Here is a 25710-nt window from a genome sequence, read left to right as displayed (position 1 = left end):
AAACGCATTATCACATAGATAGATACGTGTACTTGACAATACTTTTTGTAAGAAACTTACTAATACTAACCCATATTATGATGAAAAAGCTTAATCATGTACTCCTTGCCGGTACCTTTGCTTTGGCATGCGCCTCATGCAGCCAAACAGGGCAAGAAGCAAACTATCAAGTAATCCCCCTCCCGCAGGAGATCAGCCTGACACAAGAGAGTCCGTTCCAACTGAACAAGAACACCCTCATCGCTTATCCTGAAAACAATATCCTGCTGCAACGCAACGCCGAATTTCTGTCGGAATACATCCAGCAGTCTACAGGCTATGCACCGAAAACGAAAGCCATCGCCACAGGCGAACAGATGAAAAATGCAATCGTACTGGAACTCAATCCGGAGATAGCCAACAAAGAAGGCTACGTGTTGACCACCACCCCCGAAGGCATCAGTATCACCGGACAGACAGAAAATGGAGTATTCTACGGTGTCCAGACACTGCGCAAATCCATCCCTGCCGAAGCCAAAGGAGCAGATATCCTGTTGCCCACTGGAGAAATTAAAGATGAACCGCGATTCTCGTACCGCGGCATGCACCTCGACGTATGCCGCCACTTCTTCCCTCTCGAATTTGTAAAGAAGTACATCGACCTGCTTGCCATGCACAACATGAATACATTCCACTGGCACCTGACGGACGACCAAGGATGGCGCATCGAAATCAAGAAATATCCCAAACTGACAGAAATCGGTTCGCAACGCAACCGCACCATGATCGGCAAGAACACGTCGGAGTATGACAACACGCCGCATGGCGGATTCTTCACCCAAGAGGAAGCCAAAGAAATCGTAAGATATGCACAGGAGCGTTACATCACGGTAATTCCGGAAGTAGACCTGCCGGGACACATGCTTGCCGCACTGGCTGCCTATCCGGAGATGGGATGCACGGGCGGTCCGTACGAAGTGTGTCCTCTTTGGGGAGTGTTCGAAGACGTGCTTTGCATCGGCAACGACCAGACCATGCAGTTTCTGGAGGATGTTATGGCAGAAATCATAGAGATCTTCCCGTCAAAGTATATACATATAGGTGGAGACGAAGCACCGCGAAACCGCTGGAAAGAGTGTCCGAAGTGTCAGGCACGCATCAAGGCAGAAGGTTTGAAAGCAACCCAGAACCATACTGCCGAAGACCGCCTGCAAAGTTACTGCATGACTCGCATCGAAAAATTCCTGAACAGCAAAGGACGCCTGATTATCGGTTGGGATGAGATTCTGGAAGGAGACATCGCTCCCAACGCGACAGTGATGTCATGGCGCGGAGCATCCGGTGGCATCAAAGCCGCACAAATGGGACATGACGTAATCATGACACCCAACACCTATTGTTATTTCGACTACTACCAGACAGCAGACACCAAAGACGAACCGTTCGGCATTGGCGGATATGTGCCCATAGAGAAAGTGTACAGTCTGGATCCTACCTTTGACCTGAATGAAGAACAGAAAAAACACATCATTGGAGCACAAGCAAACTTATGGACAGAGTATATAACGACTACCGAACATGTAGAATATATGGTGCTTCCCCGTATGGCTGCCCTTGCCGAAGTACAATGGACGCAACCCGAAAAGAAAGATTTCAAGGAGTTCACTAAACGCCTGGCACGACTGATGAAATTCTATCAAAGAGATGACCTCAACTATGCCAAGCATGTGTATGACCTGAAAACTGATTTCGTACCCGACACGGATAAAAAAGCTGTGACCGTCACCCTGAGTACCATCGACGATGCCCCTATCTATTACACTTTGGATGGGACAGAGCCGACCACTGCTTCACTGAGGTATACAGAACCCGTAACTATCACCGAGACAGCAGACTTCCAAGCCGTAGCAATCCGTCCGGAAGGAAGAAGCAAAATCGCCAATAAGAAGCTCTTCTTCAATAAAGCCACCTATTGCCCTATCGAACTGGCATTCCAACCTTCGAAACAGTATAAGTTCAAAGGTGCCATAACACTGGTAGACGGCATGAAAGGCAACGACAGCTACGCCACCGGTGCTTGGTTGGGATTCATAGACAACGATGTGGAAGCCATCATCGACTTGGGTCAGGAAACGGAAATCAAACGGGTGGCCACAAATGCCCTTGTTGACATGGGCTCTTGGATCATGGGTAGCACAGGCATGAAAGTGGCCGTGTCGAACGACAACAATACGTTCCGCGAAGTTGCTTCCAAAGAGATTCCGGCAGAAACCGACATAGCCAAGAAAAGCATAGAGAACTACGAAATCACCTTCGAACCGGTGCAAGCACGCTATGTGAAAGTTGTCATCAAGCGTAGCCCCACCCTACCCAAAGGACATGCAGGCGAAGGTAAAGCAGCCTTCCTGTTCATTGATGAGATAGAGATAGACTAAAAAAAGGAACGGGAGACTTGAATAAGTTTATTGCAGCCCCCACCCTCAGTTATAAATTCCGAGACACGCGGATTCAGAGGATTTCCTTCTTTAGAACTGGAAATAGATAAAGGGCTGGACTTCCGCACTTTTCATCTGAACTACCAGATAAATCAAAACAAGCAGCAGTGCCGCCTTTCCCGCAAGGGGGAGGCGGATTACTGTTTTACACCAAGCCTTCTCCCAACGGTCGGGACTGAAATGCAGAATGAATCCCACCGCCATCAGCGCAAATACTTTCCAATATCCGGCAATCAGTTGCGGGAAGAGTTGCGGACGGAAGGTAGTACTGATTTGGTTGATCATATCCAACGAGGTAGAGAAATCCGCATTGCGGAAGAATATCCAACAGAAACAAACAAAATGGAATGTAATGAGCACACCGAAGAAACGACGGACACCGTGGCTTTCTTCTCCTTTCTTCCGTCCGGTCAGTGCCATCCAGAACTTATGTGCAGCCAGTGCCACACCGTGGAACAATCCCCAGACTACAAAGTTCCATGAAGCGCCGTGCCATAATCCGCCCAGGAACATCGTTATAATGAGATTGGCATACTGACGTATCTTTCCTTTCCGGTTTCCGCCCAAAGAGATATAAAGATAATCCCTCAGCCAACTGGAAAGCGAGATATGCCAACGCCTCCAAAACTCCGTAATGGAAGCGGACTTATAAGGCGAATCAAAATTCTTATTGAAGTGAAAACCGAGCAGTAAGGCTATACCGATAGCCATATCGCTATAACCGGAGAAGTCGCAATAGATTTGCAAGGCATACCCATAAACACCCATCAGGTTTTCTACCCCTGAATAGAGCGTAGGATTATCAAAGATACGCTCCACGAAGTTCACGCTGATATAATCCGAAATGATGGCTTTCTTGAAAAGACCGCTTGCTATCAGAAACACTCCCCGCCCGAACATCTCGCGAGAAACAAACAACGGACGATGAATCTGCGGGATGAAATCACGGGCACGCACAATAGGTCCTGCCACCAATTGCGGGAAGAAAGAGACATAGAAGGCATAATCCAGCAAACTGGCCAGCGGGGTGATCTCCTTGCGATACACATCAATCGTATAGCTGAGCGACTGGAACGTAAAAAAGGAGATACCCACAGGAAGGAATATATCACAATGATGGAACGTGCCTCCAACGAGCGAAGCCCAAACATCTCCCAAAAAGTTTGTGTACTTGAAGTAACAAAGCAGACCAAGATTAATGAAAAGGCTCACCGCTACCCATGCTTTACGCTGCCAGCGTACACTACATGCCGCTATGAACCGGGCTATGAAAAAGTCTGTCACCGTAACAAGTGCCAACAAACAGAAGTAAGTACCGCTACTTTTATAATAGAAATAATAGGAGAACGCAGTAACAAACAGTAAACGTGCGGTCAGACGGCGTTGCAACAGCGTATATATCAGAATAAATGCGGCAAACAACCACAAGAAAAGGCCGCTGCTGAATATCATCGGTGCTTGCGGATCATAGACAAATACATCCCGCAGACGGTTGAAGTCAATATCCCACATAATCATTATAGGCTTTTAAAAGGGCTTGATAAAACAATTCTCCCTGCAATACGTATCCCTCAGGAAGATAGTGCACATGATCCGGACGCATCAATCCGGCTTCCTGCCAGTTCAGGCAGGCACGCTTCCTTCCCCCAAAGGCTTCATACATGTCCCATACGGCAAGTCCGTTGTCATCGGCAAAGCGCCGTATGGTCTCCACGGCAATGGCAGTGCGGGGATTGATACTATAAGTACGGCGACGTTTTTTCCGGTAACTGTCGTAAGAACCGGGAGGAGTCGTCATCAACAATGGAACGTCAAGCAGGTTGTCGCGAAGCATACGCACCAGTTCATCCATCTGGCGATAATGAGCCTGTGGATTGTAACGACGGTTATGGCTTTCATTCGTCCCGAACGAGAGTACAACAAGGTCCGGATGCAAAGCGGCAATCTCCGAAATACGGTCAGGACGGGTAAAGGTGATACAGAAAGCACCATTGATGCCCTTATCCGTATAAGAGACTGCACCAAAAGTCTCAGCCAGCAACGCTCCGGTTGTGCGAGGGAAAATATGCCCCCGGATATGACTGTCGCCTACATGCACGATACGTATCGTATCCGTAGAAAAACCGGAATGCAGCAGGCGTAACTTCTCCCAAAAAGGATTAAGTATACCAAGACTATCCGAAAGTTCGTTAGTACCCAGTTGCCGGAAAGCAGCCGGAATAGCTATCTGAGGAACGGGAACAGTATCCGTACGCTGAGAATAGCAACGAAGGGTATCGCAATTTGCCGTGATCTTGCAGACAAGAGGACAGGAAGGCACAGGATCTTGGGCACGAACGGACAAGGAGTACAAGAAAAGAAAAAGAAACAGAAGGGGGAACCTGCCTCTACACCAACAGAAAGACACACGCCCGTAATCGTGATTTATTTCTCCGATAAGGTTATTCCGCTTCATAAGCACACCTCCTGTCATACTGTTCTTTTCCATACACCAACGCTTCGTATAGCAAACCCGCAAGGTGTTTTCCACCCCGGAAGTTAATGTGCGTATAATCATAATTGGCCAAAGAAGGTTTGGCATGCACCATATCCGCCATGCTTCCCTCGCCACCCATCGCCTCAAACATGTTCCAAAAAGCGATAGCATTATCGGCGGCAAGGTTCTGCTGGTAACGCACCAGATTCTTGATGCCGGGCATGGTGCGCAAGTTTCCGTCTTCTGCCTTATAGTCCCGGTCGCCCACGCTCACAACCAGAAAGCCTGCCTGCGGGAATGCGTCCTTCAGATGTTCAAGAATGGTTTGCATGCCGGCAATGTATTTATCATAATTCCGTCCTCGCTCGGTGGCAACGTTCAAGCCATATTGCAGAATGATTAAATCGTAAGGACGCTGTTCGTTAAATTCGTGCATCATCCATATCGGAACAGAACGCAACGACAAACCCGAACTGCCCCGCAAAGAGAAATTATCCAAGATAATCCCCTGCTTTCCATCCATCGCCAGACCATAAAACAAAGTTGAGTCAGCCTCATCCACTGTCCAACGAACAGAACCGATAGGACCGTCCACTTTCATTTCGCGTAAGTCTGCCGCAGAAGAAAAAGTCCGGGTCTGCTTTCCATTCCGGTTGACATTGACGGAGAGGGTCACTTCGCCTTTACTATAGAAGAAGATAGAAGCCTGTTCGCAAGTATCCAGATGGGAAGCATATTTGTCCTGCCCTTTCAGTTCGACATAAGCGCCGGGATGGGCCACGAAATAATGCCCGGAGATACCTTGCTTCTTCCTGTCGAAAAAGGTGGAATCCATCACGGAATGGCTTTGCCAACCGCCAAAGGAGTGGCGCACCGTAGGCCGGAATCCACTGGTCATGGAGGTAATCGTGACAAAACCTACCCCACAACCACCATATTTGCTCTGCAACATATCGCGCAAATCCGCTGTCAGAATATCGGCCTCGATAAAGGAATCTCCAAAATATGCGATACGTACCTGCCGCGGATGTTGTGACAATTCATCTAATGCACGATAAAAAGGTGCCATTCCCCGTTGGGTAGAGTCGCTGTAATCTTCAATGCACGTCATGCCCGTACGGCAAGTATCCACAAAAACCGGCTTCACTTTCGGCGGTGGCGGAAGCAGGCTGTCAGCTTCTGCTGAAGGAACAGTCTGCACACGTACGTCGCTCAACACGTCGACACGCCTCATCACATGTTCGCCGATAGTAAATCCCGGCAGAAAGTACATCAACAGCAATCCCGCCAATACGACAAATGCCCAGATACAAGTATATTTCAGGTAGTTCTTTTCCATATTGCCCATATAAGGAACTGCAAAGATAGAGAAAAGCGATAAAAGAAGAGGGAAATCTTCACGTTTTGTAAGACTTCCCTCTATCTGAAATTTTAGTAAATGCTCCGGGCTAATTATATCGTCTTCTCGATATTCCAGACAAATGCCCTAAGACCCAACTGTTGGGTCTCTTCATCTATCCGGTGGAGTGCATCGAGCAACGGGTCAACTTTGGCATCATCTACGATCGTTATGATGGCAGAACACATGCTGGGCCATGCATGACTGCCATAATGTGGTTCACCCGTCTTGCTGCCACGTCCTTGTATCTGTTCCCAGTAGCTGAATCCACGGCATCCCTGACGGTCGAGCAACGCCATTATGCGTTCAAAAAACGCTTGGTCGAATGTTATAAATACGGATTTCATATTTCTTATCTACGATTCTTGGGTTATTATGATTTCTTGGGTTTTGTCATCTTATCCTTATGGGCCTGATAGTAATCGTTCAGTTCACGGGCTTTCTTAATCTTACGGCGACTACGCTTGATACCGATACCGGCAAACGAGCAGTAAAGCACCGGAACAAGAATCAACGTCAGCACGGTAGATACCGTCAAACCACCGATCACGGCTACACCCAGCGGACGCCACATCTCGGCACCTTCACCTTGTCCCACTGCCATCGGCACCATACCCAGGATAGTGGTCAGTGTTGTCATCAATACCGGACGCAGACGGCTACGACCTGCCGTAACCACAGAGTGAAGTACTGCCATACCGCGTTCGCGACAAAGCGTAATATAGTCGATAAGCACAATACCGTTCTTCACCACAATACCGATCAACATGATACCACCCAACAAACTCATCACGTTCAAGTTAGTACCCGTAAAGAACAGCGCCATCAGCACACCGCTAAATGCAAACGGAATGGCGAACATAATAATGAACGGATAGGTCAGAGACTCGAACTGGGCTGCCATCACAATGAATACCAGGATGATGATCAGCACAGCCAACGTTCCCAAATCAGAGAATGAGTCCTGCTGGTCTTCATAAGAACCTGAAATCTGGATAGAGATGCCATTCGGCAAGTCCATCTTATCAATAATGGCGTTACCGGCGGCAACCACATCACCCAGCGGGGCACCGGATATAACGGCAGACACCGTAACAATACGTTCACGGTCTTTACGCTCGATGGTAGGAGGCGCCGAACGTTCCACTACCTTACCCAAATCTTTCACACGGACTCCCGCACCCGATGGAGTGTAGATGAGAATGTTTTCCAAGTCTTCTATCTTCGTACGGAATTCAGGAGCATAACGCACACGGATGTCATATTCATCACCGTCTTCACGATAATAAGAGGCCAAAGCACCATTCACACGATTGCGAAGATAACCGGATGCCGTCGACAGGTTCAACCCATGCAATGCTAATTTCTCACGGTCGAAATCTACCTGATATTCGGGCTGGTAATCCTGGCGACTGATATTCACCTCGCTCACCCCTTTCACGTTCAACAGTTTCTCCTTCAATTCGGCTGATACCTTATCTGTAGCCGTAAAATCATAACCGTACACTTCAAAGTCGGCAGTAGCCTGTGCACTCATACCACTGGAGCTACCACCCAAGATTACCTGAGCCTTGTCCAATTCGGGATATGCCTTCAGGTCTTCACGCATTTCATCGCAGACACTCTCCAAAGAGACATCACGCTTTCCTACGCTTACCAAACTAATGTTAAAGCTGATGATATGGCTACCATTATCCTGCATGGAGGCAAATGTGTTGTCCGAGTCTGCCTGTCCTACGGTATAGTTGCAGACTCTCATCACACCTTCGTAACGTTTCATCCACTTGTCCGTCAATTCTGCAGCCAGCGCTTGGGCACGCTCCACGCGGGCTCCGATGGGTAACTGCAATTTCACTGCAATACGCGCATTATCGGCTGCCGGGAAGAACTCGGAACCTATGTATTTGGCACTAAACAAACTCAATATAAAGAAAAGTATACAGCCTAACGTCACAACAATACGATGGCGGACAGCCCAGTTCAGACGGTTCTGATACCAGACGTCAAGATTGTCAAGCGCATGTTGGATAGGTTTGTAGAAAGCGATGAATATTTTGCTTTGCTTCTTCTGTAAACGCAGCAGTTGGGCACACATCATCGGCGTGAATGACAAAGCCGAAATAGTAGATACAGTCATAATCACACACATCATCCAACCTAACTGGCGGAACAAGACACCGGACATACCGCTCACCATAGTCAACGGGAAGAACACGGCAATCATGGTCAGCGTAGACGCGATTACGGAGATAGCCACCTCATTCGTAGCATGTACTGCCGCCTGTTTAGGTTCGGAACCTCGCTCAATATGGGTCGTTACGTTTTCAAGCACCACAATCGCATCGTCCACCACATTACCAATGGCAATGGAAAGACACGAGAGTGAGATAATGTTCAGTGAGCCACCATCGATGACACCCAGATAGATAAACGATGCGACCAACGACATCGGGATCGTGATACAGATAATGACCGTAGCACGCCAACGTCCCAAGAAGACAAATACCACCAATACCACGAACAACATGGCGTATATGATCGTTTCCTCCAAACTGTCAATGGTATTCAGAATGTTATCAGAAGTATTGACGATGATACCCAACTTCACATCGCTCGGCAATGACTTCTGCAACTGGGGCAACATATCTATTACTTTCTGCGAAATAGCCACAGAGTTAGCACCCGACTGTTTCTGCACCACAATCATGGCACCTTGTACACCGTTACTGTAGGTCTTTTGGGCACGCTCTTCCACAGAATCCACCACGGTAGCCACATCACGGAGATAGATGGTAGCACCATTGTATGTGCCCACCACAATATTCTCCATCTCTTTGGGATCCTTAAACTCACCCTCTACACGCAACGAATAAGTATTGTTTCCCACGTCGAAGGTACCTCCAGGCGTGTTACGGTTTTCAGCGCTGATTATAGCACTGATGGTTTCTACCGACAGGTTATAGGCATCCAGTTTATTGGGATCACAATACACATTAACCTCACGCTTCGGAGCACCGGATATGGATACCGTACCGACTCCCGGCACACGTGCCAACGGATTTACGATGTTGTCATCCAATATCTTGTAAAGCGCCGGTTGGCTTTCATCCGCCTGCACGGAAAGCAACAAGATAGGAATCATGTCCGTACTGAACTTGAAGATGATGGGCGTCTCCACCTCGTCGGGAAGCTGAGAACTTACCATATCCAGTTTATCACGTACGTCATTTGTCAATACATCGATATCATATCCATACTCGAACTCCAACGTAATCACGGAGATATTTTCCGATGAACGCGAAGTGATATGTTTCAGGTTGCTGACTGAGTTCAGCGTATTTTCCAACGGACGAGTCACATTGTTCTCGATATCCGAGGCACTGGCTCCGGCATAGGAGGTCATCACCATGATGGTGTTGGTCTCGATGTCCGGATAAAGGTCCACCGGCAACTTCGATAAAGAGAACAGACCAAATATCGCTACTGCCAGAAAGCAAAGCGAGGTCATAATCGGTTTCTTAACCGCTCCTTCGTATAAACTCATATATTGTTCGTTTTTTAGTTTTTAGTTTGTAAGATTTTGAAAGCTTGAAGGCTTGAGTTTGCAAGTCTGTGAGTTTAAGACTCCAGCAACTTAAAAACTCAAAACTTACTTTTCCACTTCTACTTCCACACCATCGGCAAGTTTCGACTGTCCGGCAATAACCACCTGTGAGTTGTTGTCTACACCGGAGAGCAACTCATATTCGGTGTCCATACGGCGTCCGAGTTCTACTTTATTATAAGATACTTTGCCATCTTTGTAGACGTAAACATATCTGTCGCCCGAACCGGCACGCTTCACAATGGCCAAATCGGGCACAACTACGTGCTCCTGCGTACCTAGATTCAATGTCACACGGCCAAACATTCCCGGACGCACTTTCTGGTCGCGGTTGGCCAACTGTATCTCTACAGGGAATGTACGAGTATTGGGGTCGATGGTCGGATAAATAAGGTTGATCTTCCCTTCAAACTCTTCGTCTCCGTAGACATCTACTTTTACAGTTGCCGGAGCCCCTTTCTTCAGTTTCGTGAAATAACCTTCGGAAACATTGATCATCAGCTTCACCGGAGTGATCTGTTCTACGGTCAATACCGGTTGCCCGCCGCTGTACATATCACCGTTGTCATAGTTACGGGCTGTCACCACACCATTGATGGGGCTAAGCAGAGCCGTGTTCTCCAACAGATTCTTATACGTGGTCTGCTGTACGTCCAATGCCATCTTGGCAGCATCCCATTCCGACTTGGAAGTACCGCCTACCTTATACAATTCGTCGGTACGCTTGAACTCTATCTCCTGATTGTCCAGACGGAACTTTGCCTGCTTCAAGTTGGCAGCATCCATCTGCACCAGTTTCTGGCCTTTAGAGACACGGTCGCCTACTTCCACAAAAATCCGGTCAATACGCACGGGAGAAGAAGGAGCAATATTATTCTTCACTTCAGCCTGCACCGTAGCGGCATATTCCTGTATCTGTTCTACAGGGCGCGCTGTTACAGAGGCCAGTTTCACTCTGGGTTTTTCTTCTACCTTTTCAGTGACAGTTTTGTCTTTATCTCCACTGCATGAGCCCAACAAAGCAATGGTCATCAGGGCAATCAATTGAAAACTTTTCTTCATATCGTTGTGATTATTTTATTTCTACATGTTAATTAATAATTGCGTCCTAAGACTTGGTCAAGATCGGCCTTAGCCACCAGATAGTCGTAGATGGACTGATTGTAAGTCAGTTCCGCCTGAGTCAGGGAGACTTGCGAGCTGTTCAGTTCCAGCACGGTTCCCTTACCTACTTCGTAACGCTTACCGGCGATTTCCACTGCCTTCTGAGCCTGCATCACGTTCTCCTTGTTGCTGACCACCTGTTCGGAACTTGCAGCCATGTTGTTTCTATAACTGGTCACCTGCATGTTCAGCTGGCGTTCTGTGTTCGTGCGGTTCTCGCGCAACTGGTTCATCTGGATCCGCGTGCTCTTCAACTTCGTAAAGTTGCTTGCCTTATAAATCGGAATATTCAAGGTGAACATCAGCGAAGAACTTCCTCCCCAATTATAGTTGAATACATTCCAGTTGTCGTTATACAATGACTGGTATTGGTAACTGAAGTTCATACCCAAAGTCGGCATGAAATTCGTTTTCAAAGTCTTCAGATTCTGACCAAGCAATTTCAGATTCAGATCCAACTGCTTCATGGTGGTGTTGTTCACCAATCCTTCATCGAGCGTATTAAGCTGGTTGGCAAACAGTTCGGATTCATACTTAGCCAGATTGTCGTCTATCTTGATATCGAAATCTTCTGTAACCCCCATCAGCACCTTCAGTTGCAACTTGGACAGCGTCACGGCATTACCTGCCGAAATCACATTGGGCTTGACACTGCGCACCTGCACTTCCGCACTGATCTTATCGAATTCGCTGACGGCACCTTGCTGGAATTTTGCATTTACCACATTGAAGTTATCTTCCGCAAGTTTGTAGCTCTTCTGCAAAACCTCGTAAGAATCTTGCGCCAACATCAACTGATAATAAGCCTTAGTGACCTGATTCACCAGATCCTGCTTAGAGGCGCGGGATTTCTCCACCGCCAGTTCGATATCGGTCTTCGTCATAGACATTGCCTTGTAGACCGAAGGGGCAAACAAGGGCAAGCTGACATTCAGCGTCCCGCTTACCGTGTTCGAGTTGTCCTGTCCCATCTTGAACGACTGACCGCCCAGGTTCATCTCCGCCGCTGTGATGGTATGATTCCATGTTCCGCCAATGCTGGCCTCCGGCAAGAGATTCTGCCACGCTTCCTTATTAGCCACCTTCTTCAGGGCTATTTCCTCTTCAGCCACTTTGATGGTGGGGTTGTCGCTAAGTGCGATTTCCAATGCCTTGTCGAGGGTTAAGGTCAAGGTTTCTTGAGTTGTCTGTGCCTGCACGGAGCCTATCGCACATGCCAAAGCTACAGTCAACATCATCTTTTTACCTAATGAATTAAGTTGTTTGTTCATAAATAAATCAATCTATATGTTTAAAGATTATTGATCATCCGAAGCAAGTTGCCGTTTCTGGCGATACTCTTGAATGAACCGTTCCAATTTCTCGGCACCTTTTTCCGTAGAAATTCCTCGCAAGTAAGTGAACATGATGGACTCATACACTTCGAGGAAAGAATACTCTTTGCAGAGATCCGTGTTCATCAGCAAACCAAGTTGCTCGTGCACCAGCAGATTCACGATAGCAAAATTGACATCACTGCGAAAGTAACCTTGCTGCACACCCTGTTTGAAGAAAGCTATCGTCTTTTCCGAATCCCGATTGCGGTCCTTCACCATCGCTTCATATACCTTGGGATATTTCTTGATATCTTCGAAGAACTTTTTGTTCGTGTTATGAAACGATTCAATGCTACGCTGATAGAGTCGTAACAACACTTCAAGCACACTGGAAGATTCTTCGTAGACACCTTTCAGATATTCATTTGTCTCCTCCCTAGCCTTTTGGACACATTCCATCAGCAACGTCTCCTTGTCGGCAAAGACCTCATACAAGGTACGCTTAGAAATGCCCAACGCTGCTGCGATATCATCCATAGTAATACTTTTGATGCCGTGAGTGCAAAACGATCTCATGGCAGTATCGACTATGCGCTCGCGCAACTCCAACCTTGATGGGTACTCTTTCATGCTGTCGCCCGTTTTCATTCTATATAATTCGTTAGATTTTTAAGAAGAAGCATATTCCCTTTCTGGAGAATCATGTTCCCTTTTTGGAATAAGACCGGGCAAAGATAGGAAGAAAACTCAATCTAACAATTTAGTTTTCTCGTTAAGAACTGCTATATTAATATTAATTAATAGATAAGGCTCATTTAGGGAATGTTTTAAATTCCTTTTCTATTTTTCGTCTGACCTTTTCAGATTTTTAATTACCCGTATACAGAAATCCGTTTGTGCGGAAACAGAGCGGGTTATGCCGTATATAAAAGGAGGGATGTATCGGAAGAAGATTCGACCGGAGTGTAAAATTCAAGTATAAAAAGGGGATTACAAAATTCGTCTCATGAGACGGATAATTTCATACCACGAGGTAAATAAATCCATCCCACGAGACGAATATTTTCAGCTCACGAGACGAAATTATCCGTCTCGTGAGACAAATTTTGCCGGATACCGATGTCAATAGTCGAATTTCGTCCGGCTCAGGAAAGCAACCGTCTTATGAATCTCCTTATACATGACAATATCGTCTTTTATAAAGGGAACTTCCCGACGATATTCATTCAGAAAACGTTCCAAGACCGGAGAAGACTTCAGCGGACGGCGGAACTCGATGCCCTGCGCGGCGTTCATCAACTCTATGGCAAGTATGTGCTCCAGATTGTCCATGATGCGGTAGAGCTTGGTAGCGGCATTGGCACCCATACTGACGTGGTCTTCCTGTCCGTTGGAGGAAACAATCGAATCGCTGCTCGCCGCGTAGCAATACATCTTGTTTTGACTGACCATAGAAGCGGCTGCGTATTGCGGTATCATAAAGCCGGAATTCAGTCCGGGATTTGCCACCAGAAATTCGGGCAGGCCTCGCAATCCCATGATAAGCTGTGCTACACGGCGTTCGGAGATGTTGCCCAACTCGGCAAGGGCTATCCCCAAGAAATCGTACGAGATGGCAAGCGGCTGGCCGTGGAAGTTACCGCCGGAAATGATGCGGTCTTCATCGGGGAAAATGGTCGGATTGTCCGTCACGGAGTTGATTTCGGTCAGCAGGACGGAAGAGACGTAGCGGATGGCATCTTTCGTGGCACCATGCACCTGGGGGATGCAACGGAAGGAATAGGGATCTTGAACGTGCGTCTTCGGACGGGCTATGATTTCGCTACCTTCCAATAGTTTACGGAAATTATCACCGGTCTCGATCTGCCCTTGATGGGGACGAATCTGCTGGATGCAATCCATGAAAGGATCGATACGTCCGTCGAATGCCTCAAGGGAAACGGCAGCTATCAAGTCGGCTTTCTTGGAGAGGCGGAAGGCTTTCAGAATGGCAAATACACCATTGGCACTCATGAACTGTGTACCGTTGAGCAAAGCAAGCCCTTCTTTACTCATGAGCTTCACCGGTTCCCATCCGAACTCGTCGAGGACGCTCATCGCCTCGCGTTTCTTTCCTTTATAATAGACATCGCCTACTCCGATAAGCGGCAGAAAGAGGTTTGCCAACGGAGCCAGATCGCCGGATGCTCCCAGCGAACCACGGTCGTAGACGATGGGCATCACGTCGTTATTGAAGAAATCGAGAATACGCTGCACGGTAATAACCTGCACGCCACTGTGTCCCAAAGAGAGGGCATGGGCCTTCAGAAGCATCATCAGTTTGACAATGACAGGACGAATCTCTTCGCCTACACTGCATGCATGGCTCTTGATCAGGTTCTCCTGCAATGTGCCCAGTTCATCGGACGAGATGTTTTTACTGCACAAGGAGCCGAAGCCCGTGGTGATGCCGTACAAGGGTTCTTCCGACTCGGCAATCTTGCGATCAAGGTAGTCGCGGCATTTCTGTATGCGTACTTTGGCTTCGGGAGCCAGTTCCAGTTTCAGGTTCTCGTTGACGATGCGTTCGATGATGTCGAATGTGAGTTCACCGGACCCTACGTGATATACGTTTTTCATACTCTCAATTCCTGATTAATGGCATCTAATACTTCTTTTTCACGCTCAAGGGTCTGACGTTCCAGTATGTCCGCTTTCTGCTGCAAGTCGTCGGCAAAAGCCTTGTCTTTGATGGAACCCAGATTGATGCGGACATTCAGCAGCGCACCCAGCACAGCCGTACGGGCAGACATCAATGCGACGCAGGCATCTGTCACGGCATTCCGGTTTCCAAGGCGGACAACGTCGGTGATGACGGACATCAGTTCGTAGGCATTGCATGCCACCTGCATAGGAATGAGGGCGGCGTGCTTGGTCGCCTCCTGAATGGCGGCGCTACGGAGTGCTTTTTCTTCGTCGGTGCCTTTAGGCATCTTGAAGCAGGCAAACACGGCATCGTATGCTTCCGAGTCACGGTCTATGTAGTCCGTGAACGTATCTTTCTCCTTCATGGCGAGGGAGAGGATGTGATTCATCAGCTCTTCGTGCATCTCATAATTCTTCTTGCCTATGGTAAGGTTGGCAACCATAGCGGTAAGTGCCGAAGCTACAGCACCATTCAGTGCCGCAATGCTTCCACCACCGGGGACAGGATCGCTCCCTGCCACTTTATCCAAAAACTCTTTTACAGTCAAATCAACTAACATGGTATTTTTCTTTTTATGGTTAAATTAACTCCTTAATCTACTTCCTCACGAACTTCATGCCCCCGGATAAATCACCCCTTCTTTAATCGTGGCACTGACACAGTTCATGCCTACATAGTAGGGCAGGAAATGGTAGTTGTTCGTATCCAGCACAACAAAGTCGCCTTTCTTGCCTACCTCGATGCTACCGATGCTGTCTGCACGGTTCAGGGCAGCAGCACCATTCAGGGTGAGGGCGGTAATGGCTTCTTCGATAGTAAGCCGCATGTAGATGCATGCCAAAGCGAAAGTCAGTGGGATGGAACCGGAGAAACAACTGCCCGGATTGAGATCGGTGGCAAGAGCCACGGCACAGCCGGCGTCTATCATTTCGCGGCCGCGGGCGTAGTTCTCTTTCAAGGCAAAAGCGGTCAGCGGAAGCAGTGTTGCCACAGTTCCGGACTCTTTCATGGCACGGATGCCCTCATCAGAGGCATGCAACAGATGGTCGGCAGAGACAGCTGCCAACTCAGCCGCCAACTCGGCACCGCCCAGTGGAACGATTTCGTCGGCATGGAGTTTCAGCCGGAGACCATATTCACGAGCTGCCAATAGCAAGCGGCGGGATTGCTCTACGGAAAAGACACCCTGTTCGCAGAAGACATCGCAAAACTCGGCAAGTCCATCTTTCGCCACATGTGGCAGAACTTTGCCAATGATGAAGTCGAGGTATTCGTCCGTACGCCCCCGATACTCGTCGGGCACAGCATGTGCGCCCAAAAAGGTAGGCACAATATCCACCCGCTTATGTTCGTCGGCATTCAAGCTCCGCATGACTTTCAGTTGCAGGAGTTCAGTATCTTTATCAAGTCCGTAACCGCTTTTTCCTTCTACAGTGGTGATTCCCATAGCACTCATCCGCTTCAGGAAACCTTCGGCTTTGGAGCGAAGTTGGATGAAGTTGCATCCACGGGTCGCTTTTACGGTGCTCACAATGCCGCCTCCACGCTCCATAATGGACATATAGCTTTCGCCTTTCAACCGCCAGGAAAACTCTTCGGCACGTTCGCCGCCAAAAACAAAATGTGTGTGAGAGTCTACAAAACCGGGCAACAGGCATTTGCCACAGGCATTGTAGTGCCAATAGCGCTGATAATATCCGTCGCGGTTCTCGCCTCGCGAAGGACCGACGTAGGAGATGATGCCATCGGTCACTTCCACCGTGGCATTGTCAATGATGCGCAGTTCTCCCATTTGCTTGCCGCAACAGGCAGCGAAGCCGACAGGCGTCACAACACGCGCGTTGAAGATGATCAGATTTTCAGTCATATCGGAACTTTATCTGTGTGATGTCTTAATTCATATCCGGTTACTCTCCCGTTCCGGTCACTCTTCCATGATGCGTGCTTCAAGCACTTGCTGCATGGAGAAGTTCTCCAGTCCGAGGTAGTAGGAAGCAGTGTCGATGAGTGCCTCCATCGGAACAAGACCGATGATTTCGCTGCCCACGATGCTCACTCCGTAACGGCGCGCCTCGATGCGGACCAGTTCGAAAGCACGGTAGAGGGCGGTCCGCGTATAGTCGGTCATGTTGATGGAGACTTGCGTGATGCCGCGGTCTTTCAGTTCCACTCCCATTGCCTTGCAATAGCGCAGACCACCGCCTATGAAGCGGATTTTCTTGGCGATGTCGTGAGCGATTTCCAGACTGGGAGTGCTGAGGTTGATGTTATATGCCACGAGAGGCATGCGCGCGCCGATAGCTACGGTTCCAGCGGTCGGATGCCGTTCGGCAGGTCCGAAGTCGGGTTTCCATTCGGGAAGTTTGATCTTCTCCGCCATGCCTTCGAACTCGCCTTTGCGCACAGCGGCAAGGTTTTCGCGATGGGGGGCGGAAGCAGACTTCTCGTAGAGGAATACCGGAAGCCCATAACGCTCGGCTGCTGTGGCTGCCACTTCCTTGGAGAGAGCTATGGCTTCTTCCATCGTCACGTTTTTGATGGGAATGAAGGGTACTACGTCGACAGCGCCCATACGAGGATGCTGTCCGGTGTGGTGATTGAGGTCGATAAGCCGAACGGCTGTCCCGATCGCTTCAAGAACAGCGTCACGAAGAGGTTCGGGTTCGCCCACTACGGTAACGACCAACCGATTATGGTCTTCATCGTTACTGTAATCCAACAGTTTCACACCTGGTTTGCCACGGAAAGGGGCTACAATCTGATCTATTTTCTGCAAGTCGCGTCCTTCGCTGAAATTGGGAACGCATTCTACGATTTTATTCATACGAGTTTTTTTTATATGAGGAAGTTAAAAGAGAATTATTTGGGAGTTAGCTGAGGTTAAGAACCGACAATTCCTTTACCTAATTATTCTCTATCACTTTTCTAATCAATTCGTTGTCCGCCACATACGGCATAGTGATATGATAGGTATCGGCATACGCCTGGTTGAACTCTTCGCTCGTCTCCATCGCATGTTCGTTTCGTGCCCACGAGCGGCGTGCCACACCGCCCATTACATCCCAAAGCATCGCCGAACGCAGGATTTCGTCTACCCTTTCACTGCCATCGCACACCATGCCGAAACCGCCATTGATTGCTTTTCCAATGCCAACACCTCCGCCGTTGTGCAGTGCGACAAGGCTCATTCCGCGCGCGCAGTTTCCTGCAAAGCATTGTACCGCCATGTCTGCCATAACGTTGCTACCGTCTTTGATGTTGGAGGTTTCGCGGAAGGGGGAGTCTGTGCCGCTGACATCATGATGATCGCGTCCCATCATAATCGGGCCGACTTCTCCGTTACGAACCATCTCATTGAACTTCAACGCAATGTTCATGCGTCCCACAGCGTCCTGATAGAGGATGCGGGCTTGTGTACCTACTACAAGGTTGTTCTTCTCCGCATCGCGTATCCAGTTGTAGTTGTCCCGATCTTGTCCGCGCCGATTCGGGTCGATGCATTCCATTGCAGCTCGGTCGGTCTTGATCAGATCTTCATGCTTACCACTGAGGCATACCCAGCGGAAAGGACCGTAACCGTAATCGAAAAGCTCCGGCCCCATAATATCTTCTACGTAGCTTGGGAAGATGAAACCGTTCTTGTCGTCTCCTTCTTTGGCAATCTCACGGACACCGGAGTCGTAGATGGCTTTCATGAAAGAGTTACCGTAGTCGAAGAAATAGGTACCGCGCTCCACCAGTGCCTTGATTGCCTGGAAATGGCGTGCCAGCGACTGGTTCACCAAATTGCAGAATCTGCCTGTATCTTCATGCAGTAGGCTGGTACGTTCTTCAAAAGTCAGACCTGCCGGACAGTAGCCTCCTTCGTAGACTGCATGGCAAGAGGTCTGGTCGGAAAGAAGGTCGATATGTATGTTCTGGTTTATGGCATGTTCCAGCAAGTCAACGATGTTGCCATGATAAGCTATGGAGATGGGTTGTTTGTTGTCCATTGCCTCGCGTGCCAGCGAGAAGGCTTCAGGAATAGAACCGGTGACATGTCCTACCCACCCTTGCCGATGCCGGGTTTCGATGCGTGACATATCCACTTCGGCAATGATGGAAGCTGCCCCCGCCATTTCCGCGGCTTTGGGCTGGGCACCACTCATACCTCCCAAACCGGAAGAGATGAAGAGTTTTCCTTGCAGGTTTCCTTCCTGCGGAATATTCAGTTTCATGCGTCCGGCGTTTAGCAGTGTGTTGAAAGTGCCGTGCACGATACCTTGCGGTCCGATGTACATCCATCCGCCGGCGGTCATCTGCCCGTAATTGGCAACGCCCATCTGCATGGCGGTGTGCCAGTCTTTCGGATTGTCGTAGAGACCTACCATCATAGCATTCGTAATAATGACGCGCGGTGCTTCGGGTTTGGAACGGAACAATCCCAACGGATGTCCGCTTTCGATAACAAGTGTCTGGTCTTGCGTAAGTACTTCCAGATATTGCTTGATCAGGCAATATTGCATCCAATTCTGACAGACCTGTCCTGTCTCGCCGTAAGTAACCAGTTCGTAGGGATAGAGGGCGATGTCGAAACAAAGATTGTTGTCTATCATCACCTGGAAGGCCTTTCCTTCGATGCAGTTTCCTTTATATTCATCGATGGACTTGGCTTTCAGGTCGCCCTGCGGACGGTAGCGGTAGCCATAGATGCGTCCGCGCGTATGGAGCTCTTCCAGAAATTCCGGTGCAAGAGTTTCGTGCAGTTCTTCGGGAATATAGCGCAGTGCATTCTTCAGTGCCGTGGCTGTCTGCGCAGGCGAAAGTGTAAAACCACGATCGGGAGCCCGACGGATGCCCTCAACAAATGTCGGGTAAGGAGGCAATGTGTTACTCAAGGTTATTTTCATAAAATCATCAAATTAAAGGTTACAAAATGTCAGCTATTCGCTTTGTAAACAGCCGCAATATAGAAATAAATCCCGATACCAGCAAAAGTTATCGGGATTTATTTAACATTTTATTATTTCAACTTCAACAAGTACTTGCCTGTGACCTCAGCTTTCTCGCTCTCCTCTTCTTGGAAGGCTTCCAGCAGGTCTTGCTCATTTTGCAGCAAATGCTGCATTTTTTCTTTACCTACAAACTCCACTTTTCCTGTTTCAGGATTCAATTCGTAGTAGACGCGGGCATTCACCAACCCCGAAGCTGCAATGGCAGTACCTACCTCACCACCCAATCGCGTAGCGTCGGCTCGCTGCGTAGTACTTGCCGCCACCGAGCCTACAGGTTGCACGCAAAAGTATATCTTGCCCCGTACCCACATCGCAGGAGCATACCAACCGCCAAAACGGAACCGCTTGTAGCGTACCTTTTTGCAATTGACATAAAATGCCGAATCGGATTGTACCGCATAGCAACGGGATTTCAGATATCGGCAAAGACCGGGATTCTTGTCTACTGAAATGCGATAGTCGGCACCTCCCATCAGAAGTATCTGGTTTTTCGAGCGCTTTTCAATCTTCAGTGTGGAGAGTGTGTCGCCACGCTCTTCTACCAATTCTTTCAGATTGGCATAGATCACATGTTGGGCGTCCATACGAAAAACAACCAACAAAACAAATAGGCTCAACAAGCAACATCTTTTCATAACATAACTTTTCCTACTATAAGTGATTCTTATTTGAGCGAAAGTTACGGCATTTATCCAAAAGGAGCAAATTATTGAAAGAAAAAGTGAGAATAAGGGAAATAGGAGACATATCCGGATGTTTTCGGCCTTCTCTCTGACGATATTACGCGTCGGAGAAGATATGGGGAAGGCTTGATAACGGTTCTCTGAAGGATATTCCGATGTTCGGACGGATTATTTTCTTTTTTAGAGATGTACGGATTTATATATCATACTGTCTGATAGCAAGATACAGATTTTCATTCGTTTCTTTTCACTCTCCCCTATGACAGGACGGAAATAACGCATTCTCGTCATTTTAGAAAAACAAAACGCCAGAAAAGTATTTGGCTATAACCTGTGTTTATTTTAACTTTGCGAACATAAAAATAAGAAAAACATGAATACCATCCCTGAAATAATTGCCAACTATCAACGCATTGCCGAAGAGGGGCGTCGGAAACTGAACAAAGTGCAACATGAAATTTACCGCACAAGCACTCTACGCCTGTTACTGTTCGTGGCAGGAGTGGCAGGTGCCATATACTTCCGGTCGACTGGCTGGATCATACCGACATGCATCATTGTTGCAGCCCTTTTACCCTTCATCTTACTGATAAAACATCACAACCGCCTGTTCCACCGTAAAGATTATCTGGAAAAAGAAATCGAAATCAACGAACAAGAAGTAGCCGCCCTCCATTACGATACGTCTTCCTTCGAGGATGGAACCGAATTCATTGACCCGACCCATCTGTATAGTTTCGATCTGGACCTTTTCGGTCCCCACTCTCTGTTTCAGTACCTCAACAGGACATCCACGCAACTTGGGAAAAAGTTGCTGGCCACTTGGCTGAATACACATCTGGAAAATAAAGTAGAAATAGAAAATCGGCAGGAAGCCGTGCGCGAACTGACCCCACTACTGGAATTCAGACAGCAGTTCCGCATATTGGGATTGCTGCACAAAGGCAAAGCCGCTGACGAAAACGAACTGAAGACATGGGCAGGAAGCCCGACCGTCTTTCGGAAACGCCTGCTTTTCCGCCTATTACCCTGGCTGGCAGGTGGCACAAATGCAATATGCATCTCACTTGCACTTGCCGATATCCTCCCTGCCAGCGTCTGCGGAACCGTGTGGGTATGTTTCGTATCCGCAGGCTTCTGTTTCACCGGTCGGATCACGAAAATGCAGGCAGTCTATGGCAAGAAGCTCCAAATACTGGCAACATACGCCAACCTGCTCCGTCTCATAGAGTGTCAACCGACAAAAAGCCCCATATTAAACGAAGTCAAGGCATGGATAGGCGAAGAAAAACAGACTGCCTCCCACTCCATCCAATGCCTAAGCAAACTGATGAACGAACTCGACCAACGAAACAATGTCTTTATGTACACCATTCTTAACGGTTTGTTCTTTTGGGAGATCCGTCAAATCATGCGTATCGAGAAATGGAAAGAGCAATATGCCTCACAATTGCCACAATGGCTGACCGCCATCGCCCATATGGATGCGCTATGTTCACTCGCCACTTTCGCTTACAACCATCCGGACTACACATATCCCTGTATCGTCTCCCATCCCTTCTGCTTGCATGCCCGTAAATTAGGGCATCCGCTCATGCATCGCGACAAGTGCGTACGAAACGACATCGACATCAGGAAACGACCTTTCTTCATCACCATCACCGGAGCCAACATGGCAGGCAAAAGTACCTATCTGCGTACCGTGGGTGTCAATTATCTGCTTGCCTGCATCGGGACACCCGTCTGCGCCCAACAGATGGAAGTATATCCCGCTCATCTCATCACCAGCCTGCGCACCAGTGATTCGCTCACCGACAACGAATCATACTTCTTCGCCGAACTCAAACGTCTGAAACTAATCATCGACAAACTGCAATCCGGTGAGGAGTTGTTCATCATCCTCGACGAAATCTTGAAAGGTACCAATTCTACCGACAAGCAAAAAGGTTCCCTCGCCCTCATCCGGCAGTTCATGACGTTGCAGGCAAACGGTATCATTGCCACTCACGACCTGATGCTCGGATCCCTTGCCGACACCTTCCCCGACGACATCCGCAACCATTGTTTCGAAGCCGATATTACCGGAGATGAGCTCACCTTCTCCTACCACATGCGCGAGGGAGTGGCACAAAACATGAATGCCTGTTTTCTGATGAAGAAAATGGGGATTGCTGTCACGGACTGATATCTCCCTTTTTGGGAAGGAAGAACAAAAAAGAAGAGTTGTATATACTTCCATAATGGTATTAATTTCATTTGATTATATACCACAATAAATCAATGATATAAATACCATATCAGTCCATGTAAGTTCAAATTGAGATTTAACTTATCTTTGTTCCATGCTACATTACAATCCCTAAACATTTCTATCAAAGAATTACTAAAAGCATTTTCTAATGTACTCGTTATCGGCTTCAGTTTGGCATTCTTTTTCGACCGCTATGGATTAATTCCCTCTGCACTTCGACAAGAAAGCCGAAATCTTTGCCGCATCCTTATCTGTATAGTAATAGACTGACGTCATCGGCGTATATGCATAGGGTACAAACTGGAACAACTGAATCGCTACAAATTTATTATCTTGTGACAGTAAGACGTCCATACGCACATTGCCGCTTCCTTCACATTTTATCCCCTCTTCGGTAGCCAGATGCCCCGTTTCAATCATCTCTTTCAACATTTCCATATACTTCAAGTCGAAAAAGAGAGTATATTCCTTTGTAACACTCCCAGTAGGAACATAGACTACCTCTTTCGATTTCCAAAGTAAACAGAATATTCCCAATAAGAAAAATCCCATTCCCAACACCATCAGTAGCATACTAAGTGCCGACGTGCGGTCTGCAATTTCAAAAGTAGATGCGAATACCAGAACACCTAACAACAACATAGCGGTTGAAAAAATAAGTCCGGAAATACTCGTACGTTTCACAATATCAGGATGAGTAGACGTAAATATCATTGCGTCAATTGCTTGAGTTGCCATAATTTAATTAGTTTTGAAATAAATAAATGTTTAACTGATACACAAAAACAATCACTTCGCTCTCAATCTATAACAGCAGACATTGAAAAGCGACTTAAATCATTCCATCAACTAAATAATAATGTGCCTCAATGCAAACACATAATATTCACACGCAGGCCTTAATTGACCAAATGTACTGATATCGAATAGTTTCAATCGTTGCGATGACAAAGCTCCAACATGTCTTGCCATCCGTATCAACACACCCTTTAATGAAAGTAAAAATTCGGTTGTATATGAACGTTGCACACGCAAAAACGTAAGCAACTGGATTGCTCCACCAAGATTCTCAATCTCTGCATCCGGCATGTATGGTAATTGCGAAGCCGAAACGTAACTTTCACTCGAAGCAATAACCTCCACTCTCATCCCCCCTTCTTCTATCACAGTTTCCTGATAAGCAAAAACATTGTCCTCCGCCGCCCATGCAACAGGTTCATCACTTATACTGCCACCAAAGACAGTAGATAGGAGCAGAAACAATATTAGCTTTAGAAACTTTACCATACTCAATACCTATAACAACCTATCTCCTAAAATTGTTCAAAGCCAAGCCCCTTTCCTATCTTCCTACCCTCACATCTACACAACTCACAAATCTATTTTGAACTACCTTATTATCTAATTTCTATTCGTTGAACCAAACATTTACTACCAATTTCCCTCAGATTTCCACCCGAAAAAAGGCAGGTTGGACATTTTGGGTGATGAATTGTCTGTAATCAATTGATTTTATTCTCTTTGCGAAGATAATTATTGATATGATTAAAAAAATGCTTTTTCTGCGGATCTAAAAATGTGGTCCGGAACGGTCTGAGAGGGCGCACCCAACGTTATAAATGTAAGGACTGTGGCCGTCGTTTTGATGGTGGTATCAGGCGAGATAAATCCAAGGTTATCAGTGACTATATAGAAAGCAAACAGACTTTGGGACAACTCGCAACCAAGTATGGTGTCTGCGAAAAAACTATCCGCCGGGATTTGGAAGGCATGCGGTATATCCGTAAGATTGCAAAGCACAAGGATGTAACCATACAGATGGATACAACATATTGGGGCAGGAATTTTGGTCTTATGGTTATCAAGGATGCACTTCGGAATGTTGTTTTATGGCACAAGTATGTGCGACATGAAACAATCGCACAATATGTAGAGGGAGTAGAATGGTTGAAAGGCAACGGGTTCAATATATACGGCATTGTGATTGATGGCATGAAGGGATTGCCCTAGGCATTGAAGCCTATACCTGTGCAGATGTGCCAGTTTCATCAGATTCTTATTGTCCGCAGGTATCTGACTCAGAACCCGGACATTGAAGCATCTCAGGAGCTGCTTAACCTCATAAATATTATCGCAAGGACAGATAAGAAAAGTTTTTGCGGAGCTTTCAATGAATGATATGAAAAATATAAGGATATTGTCAATGAACGTATTCATGATAAAAGAATCAAGCGTCCCACACCTCCATATATGCGGCCGAAACTACGCAGCGCATACCTGAGCATAAAGCGTAACATGCCATTGCTTTGGACTTTTTATGACCACCCTGAAACAGGGCTTCCAAATACAAACAATGCGCTTGAGGCTGTTTTCTCCGACTTGAAAACAGAGGTCAGGGTTCATCAGGGAATCAGCAGGGAAAACAGAAAGAAACTAATAGATGAATATCTCAAAAGGCACTATTGAGACAATCAAGCCAGTTTGACTGTGGCCAATTTGATTCTGCATGGTTATCACCCAAAATGTCCACTTAGAACTTTTGTATTGCAATTCATGTAAACGTCCTATTTTCCGCATACAATTACTATTGTCGACTGTAAAACAGCCGATTACAAAGTTTTTAGTACGCGATAGGATTTTAAGATTTAACATTTATTGTTTGT

Annotated in this window: 19 protein-coding genes; 3 read left to right on the top strand and 16 right to left on the bottom strand. The window is 47.3% G+C overall.

All coding sequences use genetic code 11. The annotated features are described in order from the left end of the window. Positions 1 to 80 precede the first annotated feature (80 nt). Positions 81 to 2414, top strand: coding sequence for a family 20 glycosylhydrolase (locus QZ323_RS10285; protein WP_294634583.1), 2334 nt, complete (start codon positions 81 to 83; stop codon positions 2412 to 2414). A gap of 90 nt (positions 2415 to 2504) precedes the next feature. On the opposite strand, the gene QZ323_RS10280 is transcribed toward QZ323_RS10285, so the two are convergent. From QZ323_RS10280 to QZ323_RS10215, 14 genes are all read right to left on the bottom strand, one after another. Continuing rightward, entirely contained in the window at positions 2505 to 3992 is a 1488-nt protein-coding gene (locus QZ323_RS10280) for an MBOAT family protein (protein WP_294634572.1), read from the bottom strand. Next, a complete protein-coding gene (locus QZ323_RS10275) occupies positions 3973 to 4962 on the bottom strand; it encodes an SGNH/GDSL hydrolase family protein (RefSeq protein ID WP_294634571.1) in 990 nt (329 codons plus the stop codon). The genes QZ323_RS10280 and QZ323_RS10275 overlap by 20 nt, the downstream gene beginning before the upstream one ends. After that, positions 4916 to 6289 carry an SGNH/GDSL hydrolase family protein gene (locus QZ323_RS10270; RefSeq protein WP_294634570.1) on the bottom strand — a complete coding sequence of 458 codons (1374 nt, stop codon included), beginning with the start codon at positions 6287 to 6289 and terminating at the stop codon, positions 4916 to 4918. The genes QZ323_RS10275 and QZ323_RS10270 overlap by 47 nt, the downstream gene beginning before the upstream one ends. Before the next feature lie 113 nt (positions 6290 to 6402). Next, a complete protein-coding gene (locus QZ323_RS10265; RefSeq protein ID WP_294634569.1) occupies positions 6403 to 6696 on the bottom strand; it encodes a PG0541 family transporter-associated protein in 294 nt (97 codons plus the stop codon). 26 nt (positions 6697 to 6722) lie between these two features. Continuing rightward, entirely contained in the window at positions 6723 to 9893 is a 3171-nt protein-coding gene (locus QZ323_RS10260) for an efflux RND transporter permease subunit (RefSeq protein WP_294634567.1), read from the bottom strand. 105 nt (positions 9894 to 9998) lie between these two features. Continuing rightward, on the bottom strand, positions 9999 to 11015 hold the full coding sequence (locus QZ323_RS10255; protein WP_294634566.1) for an efflux RND transporter periplasmic adaptor subunit: 1017 nt from the start codon (positions 11013 to 11015) through the stop codon (positions 9999 to 10001). 32 nt (positions 11016 to 11047) lie between these two features. Continuing rightward, complete coding sequence (locus tag QZ323_RS10250; RefSeq protein ID WP_294634564.1) at positions 11048 to 12388, bottom strand: TolC family protein; 1341 nt, start codon at positions 12386 to 12388, stop codon at positions 11048 to 11050. 27 nt (positions 12389 to 12415) lie between these two features. Further along, positions 12416 to 13081, bottom strand: coding sequence for a TetR/AcrR family transcriptional regulator (locus QZ323_RS10245; RefSeq protein ID WP_294634563.1), 666 nt, complete (start codon positions 13079 to 13081; stop codon positions 12416 to 12418). Between the two features lie 474 nt (positions 13082 to 13555). Further along, entirely contained in the window at positions 13556 to 15052 is a 1497-nt protein-coding gene (gene hutH, locus QZ323_RS10240; protein WP_294634562.1) for a histidine ammonia-lyase, read from the bottom strand. Continuing rightward, positions 15049 to 15678 (bottom strand): cyclodeaminase/cyclohydrolase family protein, encoded by a 630-nt coding sequence (locus tag QZ323_RS10235; protein WP_294634560.1) that lies wholly within the window; start codon positions 15676 to 15678, stop codon positions 15049 to 15051. The genes hutH and QZ323_RS10235 overlap by 4 nt, the downstream gene beginning before the upstream one ends. A gap of 54 nt (positions 15679 to 15732) precedes the next feature. Continuing rightward, a complete protein-coding gene (hutI, locus tag QZ323_RS10230; protein ID WP_294634559.1) occupies positions 15733 to 16986 on the bottom strand; it encodes an imidazolonepropionase in 1254 nt (417 codons plus the stop codon). A gap of 57 nt (positions 16987 to 17043) precedes the next feature. After that, positions 17044 to 17943 carry a glutamate formimidoyltransferase gene (gene ftcD / locus QZ323_RS10225; protein ID WP_294634558.1) on the bottom strand — a complete coding sequence of 300 codons (900 nt, stop codon included), beginning with the start codon at positions 17941 to 17943 and terminating at the stop codon, positions 17044 to 17046. 79 nt (positions 17944 to 18022) lie between these two features. Next, entirely contained in the window at positions 18023 to 20008 is a 1986-nt protein-coding gene (locus QZ323_RS10220; RefSeq protein WP_294634557.1) for a urocanate hydratase, read from the bottom strand. A 113-nt stretch (positions 20009 to 20121) separates the two neighbouring features. Further along, on the bottom strand, positions 20122 to 20748 hold the full coding sequence (locus QZ323_RS10215; protein ID WP_294634556.1) for a DUF6563 family protein: 627 nt from the start codon (positions 20746 to 20748) through the stop codon (positions 20122 to 20124). 421 nt (positions 20749 to 21169) lie between these two features. On the opposite strand from QZ323_RS10215, the gene QZ323_RS10210 reads away from it, so the two are divergent. Continuing rightward, positions 21170 to 22981: a hypothetical protein gene (locus QZ323_RS10210; protein ID WP_294634554.1), complete on the top strand. Its 1812-nt coding sequence runs from the start codon at positions 21170 to 21172 to the stop codon at positions 22979 to 22981. 264 nt (positions 22982 to 23245) lie between these two features. Here QZ323_RS10210 and QZ323_RS10205 read toward each other — a convergent pair whose 3' ends face one another. Both QZ323_RS10205 and QZ323_RS10200 read right to left on the bottom strand, forming a co-directional pair. Beyond that, positions 23246 to 23785, bottom strand: a complete 540-nt coding sequence (locus tag QZ323_RS10205) for a hypothetical protein (RefSeq protein ID WP_294634553.1) — start codon at positions 23783 to 23785, stop codon at positions 23246 to 23248. Positions 23786 to 23896: 111 nt separating this feature from the next. Then, a complete protein-coding gene (locus QZ323_RS10200) occupies positions 23897 to 24334 on the bottom strand; it encodes a hypothetical protein (RefSeq protein WP_294634552.1) in 438 nt (145 codons plus the stop codon). Between the two features lie 291 nt (positions 24335 to 24625). Between QZ323_RS10200 and QZ323_RS10195 the strand changes: the two genes are divergently transcribed. Continuing rightward, positions 24626 to 25057: a hypothetical protein gene (locus QZ323_RS10195; protein WP_294634551.1), complete on the top strand. Its 432-nt coding sequence runs from the start codon at positions 24626 to 24628 to the stop codon at positions 25055 to 25057. Positions 25058 to 25710 lie beyond the last annotated feature (653 nt).

Source organism: uncultured Bacteroides sp. (genome assembly GCF_910585845.1).
Lineage (GTDB): Bacteria > Bacteroidota > Bacteroidia > Bacteroidales > Bacteroidaceae > Bacteroides.
Note: the sequence above shows the minus strand (reverse complement) of the source record. Positions and strands in the feature narration are given on the sequence as shown.